16 protein-coding genes and 1 other annotated feature are annotated in these 18,901 nt (G+C 41.0%); of the genes, 6 read left to right on the plus strand and 10 right to left on the minus strand.

From position 1 onward, the window contains the following. Nucleotides 1–96 precede the first annotated feature (96 nt). The 4 genes from PQF83_RS14420 to PQF83_RS14435 form a co-directional block, all read right to left on the minus strand. Nucleotides 97–3,837 (minus strand): BclA-related collagen-like exosporium protein, encoded by a 3,741-nt coding sequence (locus tag PQF83_RS14420; protein WP_001209153.1) that lies wholly within the window; start codon nucleotides 3,835–3,837, stop codon nucleotides 97–99. A gap of 119 nt (nucleotides 3,838–3,956) precedes the next feature. Further along, a complete protein-coding gene (locus PQF83_RS14425) occupies nucleotides 3,957–4,280 on the minus strand; it encodes a hypothetical protein (RefSeq protein WP_001110853.1) in 324 nt (107 codons plus the stop codon). 20 nt (nucleotides 4,281–4,300) lie between these two features. Further along, entirely contained in the window at nucleotides 4,301–4,525 is a 225-nt protein-coding gene (locus PQF83_RS14430) for a spore germination protein (protein ID WP_000512463.1), read from the minus strand. Nucleotides 4,526–4,602: 77 nt separating this feature from the next. Continuing rightward, nucleotides 4,603–4,908, minus strand: a complete 306-nt coding sequence (locus PQF83_RS14435; protein WP_000141219.1) for a rhodanese-like domain-containing protein — start codon at nucleotides 4,906–4,908, stop codon at nucleotides 4,603–4,605. A 199-nt stretch (nucleotides 4,909–5,107) separates the two neighbouring features. Between PQF83_RS14435 and PQF83_RS14440 the strand changes: the two genes are divergently transcribed. Beyond that, nucleotides 5,108–5,290, plus strand: a complete 183-nt coding sequence (locus PQF83_RS14440; protein WP_000171893.1) for a hypothetical protein — start codon at nucleotides 5,108–5,110, stop codon at nucleotides 5,288–5,290. Between the two features lie 49 nt (nucleotides 5,291–5,339). Here the strand turns inward: PQF83_RS14440 and PQF83_RS14445 are convergent, their stop codons facing one another. Beyond that, the gene (locus PQF83_RS14445) at nucleotides 5,340–6,464 is read right to left on the minus strand and encodes an alpha/beta fold hydrolase (RefSeq protein ID WP_000706681.1); all 1,125 of its coding nucleotides are present in this window, start codon (nucleotides 6,462–6,464) and stop codon (nucleotides 5,340–5,342) included. Between the two features lie 152 nt (nucleotides 6,465–6,616). Here PQF83_RS14445 and PQF83_RS14450 point away from each other — a divergent pair, with 152 nt between their 5' ends. The 5 genes from PQF83_RS14450 (at nucleotide 6,617) to PQF83_RS14470 (ending at nucleotide 11,698) form a co-directional block, all read left to right on the plus strand. Further along, nucleotides 6,617–8,728 (plus strand): spore germination protein, encoded by a 2,112-nt coding sequence (locus PQF83_RS14450; protein WP_000638096.1) that lies wholly within the window; start codon nucleotides 6,617–6,619, stop codon nucleotides 8,726–8,728. A 17-nt stretch (nucleotides 8,729–8,745) separates the two neighbouring features. Further along, the gene (locus PQF83_RS14455) at nucleotides 8,746–9,846 is read left to right on the plus strand and encodes a spore germination protein (RefSeq protein ID WP_000049063.1); all 1,101 of its coding nucleotides are present in this window, start codon (nucleotides 8,746–8,748) and stop codon (nucleotides 9,844–9,846) included. Further along, nucleotides 9,816–10,901 carry a Ger(x)C family spore germination protein gene (locus tag PQF83_RS14460; RefSeq protein ID WP_000411398.1) on the plus strand — a complete coding sequence of 362 codons (1,086 nt, stop codon included), beginning with the start codon at nucleotides 9,816–9,818 and terminating at the stop codon, nucleotides 10,899–10,901. Before PQF83_RS14455 ends, PQF83_RS14460 begins: the two co-directional genes overlap by 31 nt. Nucleotides 10,902–10,991: 90 nt before the next feature. After that, complete coding sequence (locus tag PQF83_RS14465; RefSeq protein ID WP_000038783.1) at nucleotides 10,992–11,177, plus strand: hypothetical protein; 186 nt, start codon at nucleotides 10,992–10,994, stop codon at nucleotides 11,175–11,177. A gap of 98 nt (nucleotides 11,178–11,275) precedes the next feature. After that, complete coding sequence (locus PQF83_RS14470) at nucleotides 11,276–11,698, plus strand: hypothetical protein (protein ID WP_000180554.1); 423 nt, start codon at nucleotides 11,276–11,278, stop codon at nucleotides 11,696–11,698. Nucleotides 11,699–11,742: 44 nt separating this feature from the next. Here the strand turns inward: PQF83_RS14470 and PQF83_RS14475 are convergent, their stop codons facing one another. The 5 genes from PQF83_RS14475 to PQF83_RS14495 all read right to left on the minus strand — a co-directional run bounded on the left by PQF83_RS14475 (nucleotide 11,743) and on the right by PQF83_RS14495 (nucleotide 18,888). Next, nucleotides 11,743–12,579 carry a hypothetical protein gene (locus PQF83_RS14475; RefSeq protein WP_000677600.1) on the minus strand — a complete coding sequence of 279 codons (837 nt, stop codon included), beginning with the start codon at nucleotides 12,577–12,579 and terminating at the stop codon, nucleotides 11,743–11,745. A 203-nt stretch (nucleotides 12,580–12,782) separates the two neighbouring features. Further along, nucleotides 12,783–15,191, minus strand: a complete 2,409-nt coding sequence (leuS, locus tag PQF83_RS14480; RefSeq protein WP_000009457.1) for a leucine--tRNA ligase — start codon at nucleotides 15,189–15,191, stop codon at nucleotides 12,783–12,785. Between the two features lie 65 nt (nucleotides 15,192–15,256). Then, nucleotides 15,257–15,476: a binding site (T-box leader), on the minus strand. Nucleotides 15,477–15,664: 188 nt separating this feature from the next. After that, a complete protein-coding gene (locus PQF83_RS14485; protein WP_001137564.1) occupies nucleotides 15,665–16,858 on the minus strand; it encodes an MDR family MFS transporter in 1,194 nt (397 codons plus the stop codon). Nucleotides 16,859–17,163: 305 nt separating this feature from the next. After that, nucleotides 17,164–18,387, minus strand: coding sequence for a cation:proton antiporter (locus PQF83_RS14490; protein ID WP_000380204.1), 1,224 nt, complete (start codon nucleotides 18,385–18,387; stop codon nucleotides 17,164–17,166). Nucleotides 18,388–18,390: 3 nt separating this feature from the next. Further along, nucleotides 18,391–18,888: a cation:proton antiporter regulatory subunit gene (locus PQF83_RS14495; RefSeq protein WP_001026041.1), complete on the minus strand. Its 498-nt coding sequence runs from the start codon at nucleotides 18,886–18,888 to the stop codon at nucleotides 18,391–18,393. Nucleotides 18,889–18,901: the final 13 nt, after the last annotated feature.

Raw genomic sequence — 18,901 nt, forward strand, 5'->3', positions numbered from 1 at the left:
ATGTGAATAAAGTAAAACTTTCCTAATCAATGAGACTACATACAAATAAGGAGATAAAAAACCTTGAAGCATAAAAGCCCCAAGGTTTTCTCCTTATTAACTTAATCTAATAATCGTTAAAGTAGCTCCTGGCGTTGCCGTCGATAATGTAGCCAACGCAACTACTCCAAATAATTGTAAGCTAACAGCAGCTCCAGCAGGCAAGTTAGCAATGATTGTTGCACTAAATGAACCGGTAGCTACTGTCGGAGCATTTATCGTTCCCGCAAGTGGGCTACTATTTACAGTTATACGGGAACTCACAAGTAAACCTGCTGTTAAATTAATTGTATAGGCTATATAATAATTCCCTGCATTTGCAACTGTAAATACAGTATTCCCACCACTAACAGTTATTCCCGGTCCAATATTTTGATTGTTTGGTAACGGAATATTCGTGCCACCTAACAAAACAGAAATAACACTTCCTGATGTATTATTCGCAAACGCGTACGTTGCAGTTGTACTAACTCCAGTCGCCCCGGTCGCTCCAGTGGCTCCAGCTCCGGTTGGACCTGTATCTCCAGTTGGACCTTGTGAACCGGTTGATCCTGTTGCCCCCGTTGGACCTTGAATTCCTTGCGGGCCTTGAATTCCCTGTGGGCCTTGAATTCCTTGGGGACCTGTCGCTCCGGTTTCTCCTGTTGCTCCCGTTGGACCTTGAATTCCTTGCGGGCCTTGAATTCCCTGTGGGCCTTGTGGGCCGGTCGGACCTATGTCACCTTGCGGACCTTGGATTCCCTGTGGGCCTTGTGCTCCGGTTGCCCCCGTCGCTCCTTGGATTCCTTGCGGACCTTGTGGACCTTGAATTCCTTGTGGGCCGGTTGGACCTATGTCGCCTTGTGGGCCTTGAATTCCTTGGGGACCTTGTGCTCCGGTTGCCCCCGTTGGACCTTGAATTCCTTGCGGACCTTGAATTCCCTGGGGACCGGTTGGACCTATCTCTCCTTGAACACCTTGGATTCCTTGCGGCCCCTGTAAACCCGTCACTCCGGTTGCTCCCGTTTCTCCTGTCGCTCCGGTCACTCCAGTTGAGCCTGTCGCCCCGGTATCTCCTGTTACTCCTGTCGCACCTGTTGCTCCTGTCGGGCCAGGTGGTCCACCTGATGGACCTGTCACTCCTGCTGGACCTGATGGCCCCGTTGGGCCGGTCGGTCCGGCAGGTCCTCCTGACGGACCTGTCACCCCTGTTGGACCGGTTACCCCTGTTGGACCGGTTGATCCTTCTCCCGTCGCTCCGGTTGCTCCTGTTTCTCCTGTTGCTCCCGTCGGACCTTGTATCCCTTGAACCCCTTGTGGTCCTTGCACTCCTTGTGCACCTGTTGCTCCTTGAATCCCTTGTATTCCTTGCACTCCTTGTGCGCCCATCGGACCTGTTGGACCAATCGCCCCTTGTATTCCTTGCACTCCTTGAGGCCCCTCTGGACCGGTTGCTCCTATTTCCCCTTGTATCCCTTGAATTCCAGTTGCTCCTTGTGCTCCAGTTGCTCCCGTTATCCCTTGCACACCTTGTATTCCCTGAATTCCTTGCGGACCTTGTGGACCTGTTGCTCCTTGCACTCCTTGAATGCCTTGTATCCCCTGAGGACCCTCTGGACCCGTTGCTCCAACTGGCCCTTGAACACCTTGTATTCCTTGCGGACCCTGCAGTCCCTCTGGGCCTTCTGGACCTGTTGGACCTATCTCTCCTTGTATCCCTTGGATTCCAGTTGGACCTTGTGGCCCAGTCGGACCTATGTCACCTTGCGGACCTTGGATTCCCTGTGGGCCTTGTGCTCCTGTTCCCCCTGTCGCTCCTTGGATTCCTTGAGAACCTTGTGGGCCTTGAATTCCTTGTGGGCCGGTTGGACCTATGTCGCCTTGTGGGCCTTGAATCCCTTGCGGACCTTGATCTCCAGTGGCCCCCGTTACTCCTTGAATTCCTTGGGGACCTTGAACACCTTGGGGACCCGTCGGACCTATCTCTCCCTGCACACCTTGTATTCCTTGCGGACCTTGCAAACCCGTCACTCCGGTTGCTCCCGTTTCTCCTGTCGCTCCTGTCACTCCAGTTGAGCCTGTCGCCCCAGTATCTCCTGTTATTCCTGTCGCTCCAGTTGCTCCTGTCGGGCCAGGTGGTCCACCAGATGGACCAGTTACTCCCGCCGGACCTGATGGCCCCGTTGGGCCGGTCGGTCCTGCTGGTCCTCCAGATGGGCCTGTTACCCCTGTTGGACCAGTTACTCCTGTTGGGCCTGTAGCGCCTTCTCCTGTCGCCCCAGTTGCTCCCATATCTCCTGTTGCCCCCGTCGGACCTTGGATTCCTTGAATTCCTTGTGGACCTTGCACTCCTTGTGCACCCGTCGCTCCTTGAATTCCTTGTACTCCTTGCACTCCTTGTGGCCCCATCGGACCGGTTGGACCAATTGCCCCTTGAGCACCTTGCACTCCTTGTGGCCCCTCTGGACCCGTTGCTCCTATTTCCCCTTGTATCCCTTGAATTCCAGTTGCTCCTTGTACTCCTGTTGCTCCCGTTATCCCTTGCACACCTTGTATTCCCTGAATTCCTTGTGGACCTTGTGGGCCTGTTGCTCCTTGCACTCCTTGAATGCCTTGTATCCCCTGGGGACCCTCTGGACCCGTTGCTCCAACTGGCCCTGGCACACCTTGTATTCCTTGCGGGCCCTGCAGTCCCTCTGGGCCTTCTGGACCTGTTGGTCCTATATCACCCATCGCACCTTGTATCCCTTGAACTCCCTGTGGTCCTGTTGCTCCCGATGGCCCTGGTACTCCTTGTATTCCTTGTGGGCCTTGATCTCCGGTTGCTCCTGTTACACCTTGAGGCCCTATAACCCCCTGTATACCTTGTGGACCTTGATCTCCTGTTGCTCCCGTTATCCCTTGAATACCTTGAACTCCTTGAATTCCTTGTTCACCAGTTACTCCCGTCGGACCAGGAATACCTTGAATACCCTGCGGACCTTCTGGACCTGTTGGCCCAATTGGTCCTTGAATCCCTTGTATTCCTTGCAAGCCCTGTGCTCCTGTGCTTCCAGTCGGACCTGTAGTTCCCGTTGCTCCTGTTATCCCTGTATTTCCTGTTGCTCCTGTATTTCCTGTTGCTCCAGTCGCCCCTGTACTTCCACTCGGTCCGCCCCCCGGACCTGTTGCTCCAGTCGGACCGGTTGGACCTGGAGGTCCTCCTGATGGTCCAGTTATCCCTGTTGGGCCTGTTATCCCAGTTGGACCTGTTATCCCCTCACCAGTCGCTCCAGTTGCCCCTGTATTTCCACTCGGTCCTTGTGGACCTTGTATCCCTTGCACTCCTTGTATCCCTTGTGAACCTGTTGCTCCTGGTAATCCTTGGACTCCTTGAATTCCTTGTGGACCCTCAGGTCCCGTCGCTCCAATTGGTCCCTGTAATCCCTGTATCCCTTGTATACCTTGTGCCCCAGTCGCTCCCGTTGGACCAATCGGACCTTGTAACCCTTGCACACCTTGAGGTCCTGTCGCTCCAGTTTCTCCTTGTGGTCCTCTCAACCCTTGTGGCCCCTGCTGTCCTTCTGGACCCGTTGCGCCTATTGGTCCAACGGGTCCTTGAATTCCCTCCACGCCTTGAGGTCCTGTCGGGCCCATCTCCCCCATCGGACCTTGAAACCCTCTCGGTCCTTGTGGGCCAGTCGGGCCTCGTGGACCGGTTGGACCAGTAATCCCTATACCTGTAAATCCAGTTGGAACAGGGGGGAAGGTAGGCCCAATAAGATTTGGTGAAATTCTGAAATTAGAATTTAATGAATTTTGTTTATCGCGCTCTCTCACACTTTCACCACCTACACACCATCTATTTTTACATTAAACAAACCTCTTCTTAATATGTATTTACAAAAATAATCTCAAAGACTATTTTTATTTTAAATAATAAAAACTCCCTTAATTCCTTAAGGGAGTCCAGCAACTGAATCCATATTATCTGTATTAGGGACAGCTTGTGCTATACCCGATGCATTTACACTTTGCCCCATATTTGTTCCTGTTACAGTACCAGCAGGAGTACCCCTTGTATATGTTGTCGTCACCGAATCTCCTGGCTGTAAACAAAGCTTCGTCTCCGTCCCTATTACTGTAACAACATCAATCCAAGTGCATCCCATTGAACCACTGTACGATTTCGAAGCAGTAAATGAAGTATCACTCAAATTATCACCTGTAAATATATTCCCAGTATTATTCACAATAACAAACTCTTTTATATGAGCAGGCATAATTACACTCTACCTTTCCTCTATGAACCTAATGTACGTGTACTCGTTGCTAATGGCGGAAGAAACACTGATGTTCGAATTACCGCTTCCGGCTGTCTTTTCCCATTTAAAAAAATAGCCGCACTCGATCCTCCAGCACCTGCATACACTTTCGCTACAGCTAAAGGTGAGATATCATAACAATCGCCGACATTAACAGCCCCTGTATTATTTATAATTTTTACTTTCCGTAAGTTAATCCCCATTTACCTATCCCCCTTTTGTACACTGTATGCAAAAGAAAAAAACTTGAAACAGACTCGTTTCAAGTTTTTTAAACTACTTATTTGATTTCGCCTTCATATTGAAGCATACCGCCAACCATGTTCACTGTTTTAAAGCCTTGCTCATTTAAATAATGGCATACATTTTCACTGCGCATTCCCGAGCGACAAATAAAGATATATTCATTCTCTTTATCAAAGAAATCTACTTTATTTGGGATATCCCCCATTTTAATATGTACAGCTTCTGGAATTTTCCCTGTTGCTACTTCTTCATCTTCTCTTACATCTACTAAAAATAACGTTTCTCCGTTTTCTAAACGCTCTTGTACTTCTTCTGTAGTAATTGTTTTCACTTCTGTCATATTTCGTTCCTCCTTATATACAATAAAACCTTTAATCTCTTCTTTAAACAATCATTTCTCATCAATTTTAGCACGCGAAAGAAAGAACGCAAAGAATAGGGAATTTATTTCTCAATTTTCTCGTAAAACTTATCCTTTACAAACATAACTCTTGCATTGTATCCTCAATATACTTGTTTTATGAAGGGAGTCGATTAAAATGACACTTTTTCTTTTCATTATGAGCATTGTGTTCTTACTCGCTGCAATTATTGCACTTAGTATGAAAAATAATAAAAAGATAAAATCACCACAAGAAATGTCATTCTTGTTTCTATTGCTTAGTATCGCCTTCTTCGGTATAGCAATTGCCACATATATTTTCCGCCTACAAATCATGTAAAAAAAGGTGCCTACTACATACATTGCACCTTTTTCACATCATTTATTTTCTACACAAAACTAGATACTTTCCGATTTAAAAACTCATACACTTTCTTTTCAAATAAATGAATATCAAATACTCCCGCCATATGCCCATTTATACTTTCTATCTCATATACTTCTGCATACTTCCCTTGTTTTTGCAATAGGTCTACCATTTTATAATTATAACGTGACGGCTGAAGCAAATCTTGTTTACACGGAATCATAAGTACATTTGCTTCTACATTAGACAGCGCCTCTTCTAAAGACGAAAATCCATGCGCAATGTCATGTAATAAAACTGCTTTCGCAGTGTACATCCACGAATTTGCATCTACTAACTCTATACTTCTATATGTCAATTTGTTTATCTCTTTCTCAAATGATGTTAATGAAGAAACCTTTTCATACGGTTCTACTTCTATACTATTACGAGGGAAGGTTGTTTCATAAAAATGCTCATCAAACGCGTTCATAAACATCATTCTATTTGCTAACTGAAGCCCCTTCATTGGCTGCTCTTCTCCATATTTCCCGCCCTTCCAACTTGGATCCAGCCGGATAGCCTCAATTGCATTTTGCGCTACATTTACCGACGTAATAATTGGATTTTGCGGGTTCGTAATAACACCAATCATCCGCTCTACCATATGAGGGTAATGAACAGCCCATTGCTGCGCAATCATCCCGCCAGCTGATGGGCCCATTACAGCGTGTAACCTTGGGATTCCCATATCTTTTATTAACTCGTATTGCATACGAGCTACATGAAGAAATGTAAAAACCGGAAAGTCCATCGCATATTCATCTCCAGTTTTCGGATTAATCGATTTCGGTCCCGTTGTAATTACATAAGGGTTCTTCACCTGCACATTACAAAGATTATCAGTGCATATAACAAAGTATTTATTTGTATCAATTGCTTTTCCCGGTCCAATTAAACCATCCCACCAACCAGACTCCTCATCATGCGCTGTATATTTTCCTGCTGCGTGACTAGTTGCACTAAAATAATGACAAATCAAAATCACATTGGATCTCTCTCTATTTAAAGTACCATACGTCTCATACCCCATTTGAACAGGAATTGTCCTACCATTTTCAAATGTAAACTCCTTTAAAATAAACTTCTCCTTTTTTACAATTTTCACAGACTCGCCCTCTTCTCGTCATAGTATGAACTGCTTACTAAAAGATTTTTTCTATGCAAACCAATCTCCTCCTTCTTTTCATAAATAAATGAATAATATACAAAATTAGCCACAAAATAGCACTATATTACACAATTAAAGAGGGCATACATATGATTTGGAATTGGCTACGTAAGAAAAAAAAATCAAATACAACAGAGAAAAACGAAACAGATAATTCGGAGCAAAAACCTAACAATCAAGAGGACGACAACAAAGAACAGACTAGAAGTACGAAACATAATAAAGGTAACAATAGCGAGCAAAAAAAAGAGGAACACAAGGAATCTTCTCAAGATAAGCAGCAAAATCAATCGAATCAAAATCAGCAACAAAGTGCTAAACAAGATGAATCTTCTCAAGAGCAACAGAAGCATTCTAAGCAGAACAACTCCGATCAGGGTCAACAGCAACACTCTAAGCAAAACGACTCGAATCAAGGGCAACAGCAGCATTCTAAGCAGAACGACTCCGATCAGGATCAACAGCAACACTCTAAGCAAAACGACTTGAATCAAGGGCAACAGCAGCATTCTAAGCAAGATGACTCCAATCAAGGGCAACAGCAGCATTCTAAGCAAGATGACTCCAATCAAGGGCAACAGCAGCATTCTAAGCAAGATGACTCCAATCAAGGGCAACAGAAGCATTCTAAGCAGAACAACTCCGATCAGGGTCAACAGCAATACTCTAAACAAGACAACTCAAATCAGGATAAGCAAAAAAATTCTAAAGGTAATAGTATTTATGATTTTTCGAAACCAGAAAAAGATCGTATTCATTCTTTACAAGATTTAATAGAGAAGCTGAAAAAGTCTAGTGATTTTGTGAATTATCATACATCCGACGACGAAACGATGCCTTATTGGATTTCTTACTATCGTCCTTCGCTTGATGGAGAGAAATTACAAAAATATTTAATGCCCACTCTTTTAGAACGACCTAACGCATCACTAGAAGAGCTGAAGGAACATATTCCGATGAGCGGCATTACAATTACGAACGATTTACAAAAAATTGAGGACATGGTTTTAAAGGGGCATGCGATTGTTCAAGTAAATCAACAAGATCAAAAATGTATGCTCGCAAATATTGCAATTGATAATTATCGTGCACCAACTCCTCCTTTAAATGAATCGACTGTTATTGGTCCGCAAGAAGGTTTTGTAGAAGATATTGATACAAACATAAATTTAGTACGAAAACGTCTTCCTGTTTTAGATTTACAAACAAAAGAGATGATTATCGGTGAGTTTTCCAAAACAAAAGTTGTCATGATGTATTTAGACAACCTTGCTGAAAAAGATAATGTTGATTTTCTAGAGGAGTCTTTACGTGCTCTTGAATATGATCAAATTAATGATAGTGCTTATTTACAAGAATTGATGGGAGAAAAGTCGATTTTTCCTCTCTATATCAATACAGAACGCACTGATAGAGTTACAAAAGCACTAATCGATGGGAAAATCGCTATTTTTGTGGACGGTTCTCCAAGTGTTTTACTAACACCTGTATCCTATTTCGATTTTTTCATTTCACCAGAAGACTACAACGTCTCTTGGCTATACGCTACATTCTCAAGGGTTTTACGTCTTATTTCCGTTTTATTCTCTATATGCGCTACACCGTTATACGTTGCAGTTTTAAATTATCATTATGAACTCATTCCGAGTGATTTACTTGAAACTTTAATTTTATCAAGGGCGCAAGTACCATTCCCGCCTTTAATTGAAGCACTCTTTTTAGAACTCGCAATCGATTTACTGAGAGAAGCTGGGGCAAGGTTACCGATGAAAGTTGGTCAAACGCTCGGTATTGTAGGCGGTATCGTAATCGGGCAAGCATCTGTACAAGCTGGTTTAACGAGTAATATTTTATTAATTATCGTTGCCTTATCAGCACTCGCTTCCTTTATTACACCTATTTATAAAATGGGTAATGCAGTTCGATTACTACGTTTCCCGTTTCTCATATTTGCAGAAATAGGAGGACTTTTCGGGATTTCACTTGGATTTATCTTCTTATTTACGCATCTATTTAGACTTACTTCTTTACGCAAGCCGTACGCTTTGTTCTACCCAACAAGACAACAATCTGTTAAAGATTCTTGGATCCGTTTCCCTTTAACAATGATTGATACACGGGATGTACAAGCAAGGCCACAACATGTAAAAAAAGCAGCGAAAGGAATTTCAACAAAACATAGATCAGACTTTGATGATTAAGAAATGAGGTGCATTCGATGAGTAAAGTTCAAGAAAAATATCAAATATCTCCTATCTTCGTTTTCTTCTTAATTCACGGTGCACAGTTCGGTGCTGGCGTTCTCGGCTTCGCTCGAATCATCGCAAAGGCCGCTGGATATGACGGATGGATGGGCGTTGTAATCACAGGACTCTGTATCCATCTCCTTATATGGATGATGTATTTTTTATTAAAAGAAACAAATGGAAATTTAATTGATTTACAAAGGCAAACGTTTGGAAAGTGGATAGGAAATGTCTTTAATATCATCTTTGCAGCTTATTTTTTAATCGTCAGTATTTCGGTTATTCGAACGTATGTTGAAATTATTCAAGTATGGATGTTTCCTACCGCTTCCACCTTTATGTTAACACTCTTTTTGTGCTTAGTTAGCTATTACATTATCTCTTCTGGATTTCGTGTAATTACCGGTATTTGCGTCATCTCTATTGGTGGTACATTAGGATATTTATTTCTAAGTTTATTCGTTTTGAAATACTCACATTGGGATAATTTACTACCTATATTTACACATTCTTTTTCAGACATTTTAAAATCCGCTCAACTGTCAATCTACAGTATGACCGGTTTTGAGATTTACCTCATGGTGTATCCATTTGTGAAAAAGCCTATGCAATCTCATAAATACGCTCAGCTCGGAGCACTATTTTCAAATCTTCTATATCTATTTAGCACCCTTTTAGCCTTTTCTTTTTTTAGTGAAAAACAATTGTTAAAAACGATATGGGCCCAACTTTCTATGACCCAAGTCATTCAATTACCATTTATAGAAAGACTCGAATATATTGCAATTTCAGGCTATGCACTTGTTATTATTTCAAGTTTTATCCTCCCTTTATGGGCGTCAATGAGAGCAACTCACGAAATATTTCGTGTAAAACAACGAGGTATTTTAATTGCTTTTTTCTTTATCACGCTTATTGTTTCACAACTTTTAACAAACAGGCACGATATTAACAATTTTATTAGTAATGCAGCAAAAGTTAGTTTTTGGCTCATTTATGTATACATCCCAATCCTATTTATCATTGTGTGGGTGAAAAGAAAATGGAAAAAATCAAAAGCACAAGCAAATTAATACTTATTTCTTGTATAACATTCTTCAGTCTAACGGGATGTTTACAAAAAAACATTATCGATGATGTACAACTTATTCAAGGAACCGTATTTGACGTTGCAAAAGATAATAAAGTAAAAGTGACATTCGTTTGCCCCATTCAGAAAAAGGGAAATAAAGTTCAAGTTTTTGAAGGAACTGCAAATGCGGTAAAACAAGTAAAAGCAGATACATCGTTAGAATCTTCTCAACCTTTTGCTAGCGGACAAATGCGTGTCGCTCTATATACGATAAGACTTGCTAAAACAGGAATGGCTACTTCATTCGATACATTACTTCGAGATGTGAATATAGGGAACGCTTTATATGCTGCTTTATTAGAGGGGAATGGTACTGAACTTTTAAAAGGCAAATATTCGACTTCATACAACGTTGCAATTTATATAAAAAAATTGCTAGAACATAATATGGAGACCGGTCCTTTACCAACGGATAACCTACATGTAGGAGCATTCCGTTATTATCAAGAAGGACAAGACTACTATATTCCCATTTTAAAGAAGCATGGTGATAAAATAAAAATTACCGGAATTGGTCTTTTTAAAAAGGATAAATATATCGGTAAAATTGCGGAAAAAGATATGTTCATCTTTAAAGAACTATTAGAGAAACATAAATTAGATTCACATGAATTTAAAACGGATTCTGCATACGTAGTGGTTAACAACATTCGTTCCATTCCATATTACGATATAAAGATTAAAAACGGGAAGCCTTCTTTTTTCATTCACGTTCATCTTGATGCACGTATTCAAGAACTATCAAAACAAATTAACTTAGAAAATAATAAAAACACAAAAAACATTGAAAAAGATGTTCAAAAGCAATTAGATAAACAAGCTGCTAAGTTAATTAAGCAGTTTAAATCTTTAAATGTCGATCCCCTCGGGCTAGGAGCAAAATATAAACACCATTATCGTCCATTCAAATTAGAAGAGTGGAGAAAAATGTACAAAGATGTTCCAATTCATATAAAATACACTGTAAATATTACAAATTCTGGTGTAATTGAATGAGAAATGATTGAACTCCTCTTCCCGGCATGATACAACGGAAAGAGGAGTTTTTATTTTAGATAGAGAGAGAAGATATTTATGGGGGAGCTTATGTCTAAAAAATTAGTAAAGCCTATTTTAAATGGTATTTTATTTCTCGGCGTCTTTTTATTTGCTCATACATACTTAAAAAATGTTTCCTTCACACGTTATTTACTTGTCGTTATACCAATGTTGCTCGTTGGTATGTTTGGCATCGATCTTATTTTATCCATTTTAATTAAGAAAGAAGAATAACAGGCGAGCATCTTATTTTCTATAAGATGTTCTTTTCATTTCATAATCACCTTATGTTACAATGAGATTCGGCACTAAGCGAGAAAGGATGAAACAACATGACAAACGAAAAAGGTTTAGATAAAGGGTACGAACTTGTTGCAAAAATGCATGAAGTATTCGGACATCCCGTAACAAATACTCCAACAAAATTAACAGAAGAACGTGCAAAAATCCGTGCGAGTTTTATGCAAGAAGAGTTAGAAGAATTTCTAGAAGCAACGACTGTTGAAGATCAATATGATGCACTGATTGACCTTATTTACTTTGCATTCGGCACGTTTGCCGAAATGGGCGTACGTCCTGATAAAGGATTCGAAATTGTAAATAACGCAAACATGGCAAAACTATTCCCTGACGGGAAACCTCGATTCCGCGAAGGTGACGGTAAAATTCTAAAACCTGAAGGCTGGCAAGCACCAGAACCACAACTTCGTGCTGAAATCGAACGTCAACGCCAAGAAGCTGAAAAAAACTGCTAGGATTTCCTAGCAGTTTTTTATTATGTCTTTTTTTCTGGCAATCATTAATGACCCACGTGTCCCGCATGTCCTGCTGCTCCACTAATGCTAGCCGCTCCTGCTGCTGCCCCCGCCCCTCCTGCTCCAATTCCACCTGTCCAAGGAGAAGATTGTTGTTGATACTGTTGGTATTGTTGATGTTGTTGATGTTGTTGGCCTTGGTAACCTTGATGACCATGTTGACCTTGGTGGCCGTGATGGCCTTGATGGCCATGTTGACCTTGGTGGCCGTGGTGACCTTGATGGCCATGTTGACCTTGGTGACCGTGGTGACCTTGATGACCATGTTGACCTTGGTGGCCGTGGTGGCCATGGTGACCATGGTGATCTTGATGAATTTGATAAAGAACAGCCTGCGGATGTATATGATGGTGTCCGTGGTGATGTACTTGTTGTTGATGATGTCCATGATGACCGTGGTGACCTTGGTGGTGATGGTGTCCATGATGGCCATGGTGACCTTGGTGGTGATATCCATGATGGCCATGGTGACCTTGATGATGGTGTCCATGATGACCGTAAAAACCTTGTGGATAACCACCTACTCCGCCTGCCACAACACCTACTCCCGGTACCGGAAATCCTGTTTGTACTCCTCCAACGAAAGATGGGAATGTAGTTGGTACGCCCACTGGTACTCCTCCCGCTGCTCCGCCTACAAATGTTGGGATTCCTGTTTGCGCTCCAGCTACTGATGTGGAAAATCCTCCAGGTGTTCCACCCATCCAGCTCGGAATTCCGCCATACCCTTGTTGTCCGCCTCCCATTAACATCATTTGTTCATAACTATCCGATCCACCTCCGAAAAAGCCATGTGGTGCATTATTGTCCATCCCTTTCATTCCTTTCACCTCTTCTACTCAATTTAGCCTACCTTTTTTATCATATTTCCTATAGAAAAATAGGTGTTTGTCTGTATTGGAATTCCGCTCTTTTATTTGTACGTAGTGGAATAATTGAAAACTTAGACTAAGGTGATCCAGAAATTATTTTCTACACAAAAAAGCTCAGAGCATAAATACTCTGAGCTTTTATTTAGAATACATTAGTTTGCAACAACGTTAACAAGTTTTCCAGGAACTACAATTACTTTACGAACTGTTTTCCCTTCAATTTGGTCCTTAATTGCTTCAAGTGCAAGTTGTTCCATTTCTTCTTTTGATGCGTCTTTACTCATTGTTAGTTTTGCGCGAACTTTACCCATAACTTGAACAACGATTTCAACTTCATCTTCTACAAGTTTAGACTCATCAAATGTTGGCCAGCTTGCATATGTGATTGTTTCATTGTATCCAAGTTTGCTCCATAGCTCTTCCCCGATGTGAGGTGCAACTGGTGCAATCATTTTTACGAAACCTTCTACATATTCTTTCGGAAGCGTTTCAGCTTTGTATGCATCGTTGATGAATACCATCATTTGAGAAATCGCTGTGTTGAAGCGAAGCTCTGCATAGTCTTCTGTTACTTTCTTCACTGTTTGGTGGTAAGCTTTTTCAAGCTCTTTATTTGGTGCATCAGTAATTTTCTCACTTAATTCACCGTTATCTTGAACGAATAGGCGCCATACGCGGTCTAGGAAACGACGAGCTCCGTCAAGACCATTTTCAGACCAAGCGATTGAAGCATCTAATGGTCCCATGAACATTTCGTATAGACGAAGTGTATCTGCACCGTGGCTTGCTACGATATCATCAGGGTTTACAACGTTACCTTTTGATTTACTCATTTTCTCGTTGTTTTCACCTAGAATCATACCTTGGTTGAATAATTGTTGGAACGGCTCTTTCGTTGGAACTACACCGATATCGTATAATACTTTATGCCAGAAACGAGCATATAGTAAGTGAAGTACAGCGTGCTCTGCTCCGCCGATATAAATATCAACTGGAAGCCATTGTTTTACTTTTTCAGGATCTACAAGTGCTTCGCTATTGTTTGGATCGATGTAACGTAAGTAATACCAGCAGCTACCAGCCCATTGTGGCATTGTGTTCGTTTCACGACGACCTTTTTTACCAGTCTCAGGATCAACAACATTTACCCACTCGTCAATGTTAGCAAGTGGTGATTCACCTGTACCTGAAGGACGGATGTTGTCTGTTTTCGGAAGAACTAATGGTAATTCTTCTTCTTTTACAGCTGTCATTGTGCCATCTTCCCAGTGAATAACTGGAATTGGCTCACCCCAGTAACGTTGACGGCTGAATAACCAGTCACGTAGACGGTATGTTACTTTTTGATTTCCTGCGCTCGTTACTTCAAGCCATTCAATCATTTTTGCGATTGCTTCTTCTTTATTTAAACCATCAAGGAATGCTGAGTTTACGTGTTCACCATCACCTGTGTATGCTTCTTTCGTAATGTCTCCGCCTTTTACAACTTCCTTCATTGGAAGATTGAACGTTGATGCAAATTCATAGTCACGCTCATCATGAGCTGGAACTGCCATTACAGCACCTGTTCCGTAAGTTGCAAGAACGTAATCAGCGATCCAGATTGGTAATTTCTCACCATTTACTGGGTTAACTGCGTAAGCACCAGTGAATACACCAGTTTTTTCTTTCGCAAGTTCTGTACGCTCTAAATCACTCTTCATTTTTACAGAATTAATGTAAGCTTCTACAGCTTCTTTTTGTTCAGCAGTTGTAATGTCAGCAACAAGTGCATGTTCTGGAGCAAGTACACAGTAGCTTGCACCAAATAATGTATCAGGACGCGTTGTGAAAACTGTGAACTTCTCGTCTGTACCATCGATGTTGAAGTGTACTTCGGCACCTTCAGAACGACCGATCCAGTTACGTTGCATATCTTTTAAGCTTTCTGGCCAATCAAGCTCATCTAGATCTTCTAATAGACGATCTCCGTAAGCTGTAATTTTTAACATCCACTGTCTCATCGGACGACGCTCAACTGGATGTCCACCGCGCTCACTCTTACCGTCAATGATTTCTTCGTTTGCAAGTACTGTACCAAGTGCTGGGCACCAGTTTACAGGTACTTCATCAACGTAAGCTAAGCCTTTTTCAAATAGTTTTAGGAAGATCCATTGTGTCCACTTGTAGTAGTTTGGATCTGTTGTATTTACTTCACGGTCCCAATCGTAAGAGAAACCTAATGATTTAATTTGGTTACGGAATGTATTAATATTATGCTCTGTAAATTCAGCTGGGCTGTTTCCAGTATCAAGTGCATATTGCTCTGCTGGAAGACCGAATGCATCCCATCCCATTGGATGAAGAACGTTATATCCTTGCATACGCTTCATACGAGATAAAATATCTGTTGCTGTATAACCTTCTGGATGTCCTACGTGTAAGCCTGCACCTGATGGATATGGGAACATATCTAGTGCATAAAATTTTGGTTTTTCTGTCTCATCTGGCGTACGGAATGTTTTATTCTCTTCCCAGTACCCTTGCCACTTCTTCTCAATTTCTTGATGATTAAAGCTCATGAGATACCCTCCTTGAAATTCTATTTATTTTCACCGCCCAAAATACAAAAAACCTCTCATCCCTAGAAAGGGACGAGAGGTTATAGATTCCCGCGGTACCACCCTAAATTAATGTACAAATATACATTCGCTTAGATCCGTAACGTGGATTAACGGCAATTGCTACTATTAGTTTCACAACTGCAACTCAAAGGCGAGTTCATAACGAAACGTGGATTGACTTGCACCGACCGTCAACTCTCTAAACCAGCTTCTATTACTACTACTCCTTCTCACTGTTATTACACATATGAGTTAATTTGAACTACCCTCCACTTCGTATCTCTAAAGAGCTTACTTAAAGCGGGGCTTCTCGGTTAATCGTTACTTTTAATAACTAACGAATTCGTCTTAAGACAGCCGAGCTATCTCCCTTGTTCTAAAGGTTGTTTTATTTAAATATATTCTAAAACATGTGAACATGTTCCGTCAAACTAAACTGCAATTTTTTCTTCAACTGTTTCTTCTACTTTTACTCGTTTATCATAAATACTCGTTGCGATAAGCGCTACTACAAGCATTACCATGATTGCTATAAACAATACTTCCATATTGTATAAATCCACAATTGCTCCGCCAACGACCGGCCCGAACATTTTCCCTACAGTCGCCGCACTATTTACAACACCTTGATAAAACCCTAACTTATCTTTTGGCGCAAGTATATTTGCAATCGTTGGAACTGCTGGCCATACGAATAACTCACCAATTGTTAATGTTACCATCGCAACGAGGAACATCGTAAATTGCTGCGCTTGACTTAATACAATGAATGACACTGCAAAAATAAGAATCCCAATCATAATTTGTTGTTTTAACGAACGCTTCATCCAGCGAATTAACATACTAACTAGTGGCTGTGCACAAACGATCATCGCTCCGTTTATCGTCCATAATAAACTATAGTGACGAAGACTAATATTTAACTCTTGCATATGTGTTGCAATTGCTCCTTGCCATTGTACGTATGTAACCCAGCATAAAGCATATGCTACACATACGATAAGAAGTGCTTTGAATCCAGGTGTAAGCGACCAACCTTTTTTCGTTTCCACTTCTTTTTGTACTCCTGGCTCTTTTTTGTCTTCCATACCACGGAATCCAATAAAAGCAATTAAGAAGAAAACAAAGTATAAAATAAAGTTTGCTAAGAAAATATAATCAAAACGATATGATGCAACTAATCCACCACACGCTGTTCCAATCGCAATACCAACGTTTTGTCCAACATACATCGCATTAAATGCTCGTCTTCCGCCCTCTGGCCAAACCGTACCAACCATCGCATACATCGATGGAAAGACCATTCCAGAACCAAAGCCGATTAACGCTAGCCAAACAACATATAACGGCCAACCGTGGAAGAACACAAGACCTAAAATCGATACGAGTGTAATGACAATCCCTACTAAAGTTGATTTATAACCGCCCCATTTATCAAATAAAACACCGCCGAGCAAGTTTCCGATTACACCAGTAAGCGAGTTGATCATTAATACCATTCCGGCCACAGATAAAGATTTCCCTAGGTGATCATGCAAATAAATTGTATTAAAAGGCCATAAAAAAGAAGCACCCGTGACATTAATAATCATCCCAGCTACTAATAGCCATACTTTCCTTGGCATAGTCTCCCCTCCTATTCTATTTTTTCGTTCATCTATAACAGTAAAATTGTAGTCGTTTTTAAATAGGAAGGCAACTGATTAATAGTTGATGAAATTCAGATAATGGTTTGTCGGTAAATGAAATTATATTGATTGCTGTTTGAAAATATATCGGCGATTTTGGAAATATATCGACGATTATTAAGATATATCGACGATTCTCGAAATATATCAGCGATTATTAAAATATATCGACTTACCGACAAAAAACGACAACAGCAACACTATATAAAGAGGCTGCATGAACTTCATGCAGCCTCTTTATACTATCCAACTTCTTTTTCTCGCTTTGCACGTTCTTTCGCACTCCATTTAAATACCTTATCTAGTAGAGAGTATATTCTCCCAGACTCTTTCGTTAATAACGGTCCTAACGATGCCAATATTAAAACATATAAAGCAGAGAACGGTTTAATCGCTGACATTAAGCCACCGGCAATGCCGATATTCGCTACAATAATAGAAAATTCCCCGCGTGATACGAGTGTTAAACCTATATTCGTAGAAGCCTTATGGGATAACCCGGCTTTACGTCCCGCAACCATTCCAGCAGTAAAATTGCCGATTAGAGTAATGAAAACTGCTCCTAATGCCAACCACACTGCTCCTCCAAGCGAAAACGGATCTATGCTTAAACCGAAGCTGAAAAAGAATATGGCTCCAAAGAAATCACGGAATGGGACGACTAGCTTCTCAATCCGATCACTATGCTCTGTTTCAGAAAAGACGAGTCCTAACAATAACGCTCCAATTGCCTCAGCGACATGAATCGTTTCTGAAAATCCTGCTACGAAGAATAAAATAGCGAATATTACGATAATAAAAATTTCATTTGAGGAAATATCTAATATTTTATTTAAAAACGGCGTAGCTTTTCTAGCGATTACAAAGAATAGTAGCATATACCCTACTGCGATTAACACCGATGTAAGAGCACCTACAAATGATGTGGCACCACCGAGTACTAACCCTGAAACGACTGATAAATATACAGCTAAAAAAATATCATCAAACATGATGATTCCTAATATTAATTCAGTCTCTTTATTACCAGATCTTCTTAAATCAACAATGACTTTTGCAACAATTGCACTTGATGAAATTGTAATGATTCCAGCAATAATTAACGTCTCTAATAAGGGGAATCCCACCACATATCCATAAAGCAAACCTAATAAGAAATTAAGTGATATGTGAACAGTCCCCCCAAAAGCAATCGACTTTCCTGATTTAATTAATTTTTTTATTGAGAATTCTAAGCCTAAATAGAATAGGAGGAATATGACGCCAACGCGGCCGAGGAAGGAAATAACTTCTCCGCTTTCAATAAACCTTAAATCGATAAGTCCTAGATCTGGGGCATGAGGCCCCACTAACATACCGAGTATAATGAGAAACGGAATAATCGAAAACTTTAACTTTGCAGCGAGGATAGCTGCAAAAGCTACTAATACTAACGCAGTTCCAACTTCAAAGATTAAAGTATCCATCGATTATGAATCACCTCCTGCTGAAAGCAATTCATTAATAATTCTTTTCACTTCATGTCTCGCGCCCGATAACACAAGCATATCGCCAGCTTCAATAATAGAGTCTGGACCTGGATTAAAGAATTTCTTCATATTCTTTTTTAAAATAGCAATAATCGTTACGTTATATGTTTTTCTGACATGTAAGCTACCAATTGTTTTTTGTACGACTGGTGCGTTATTTTCCACCTTAAACCATTCAATTGATAGTCCTTCAAAAGCCATCTCAATTGTGTCTAAAGCTTGCGGTCTATATACCATTCCGCCTAATATAGCCGCAATTTGTCTCGCTTCAGAATCACGAAGAGAAATACTTGAAATACTTTCATCATGATCTGCATCAAAATGATACATTTCTCTTCGGCCATCATCATGAATAACAATAACCAGCTTTTCATTACCTTTTGTAATTACTTCAAACTTACATCCAATGCCCGGTAATTCACTCTCTCGAATATTCATATTCCCGCCTCCT

The sequence above is a fragment of the Bacillus sp. FF-1 genome, assembly GCF_028548245.1.
In the GTDB taxonomy this organism is placed as follows: Bacteria; Bacillota; Bacilli; order Bacillales; family Bacillaceae_G; genus Bacillus_A; species Bacillus_A paranthracis.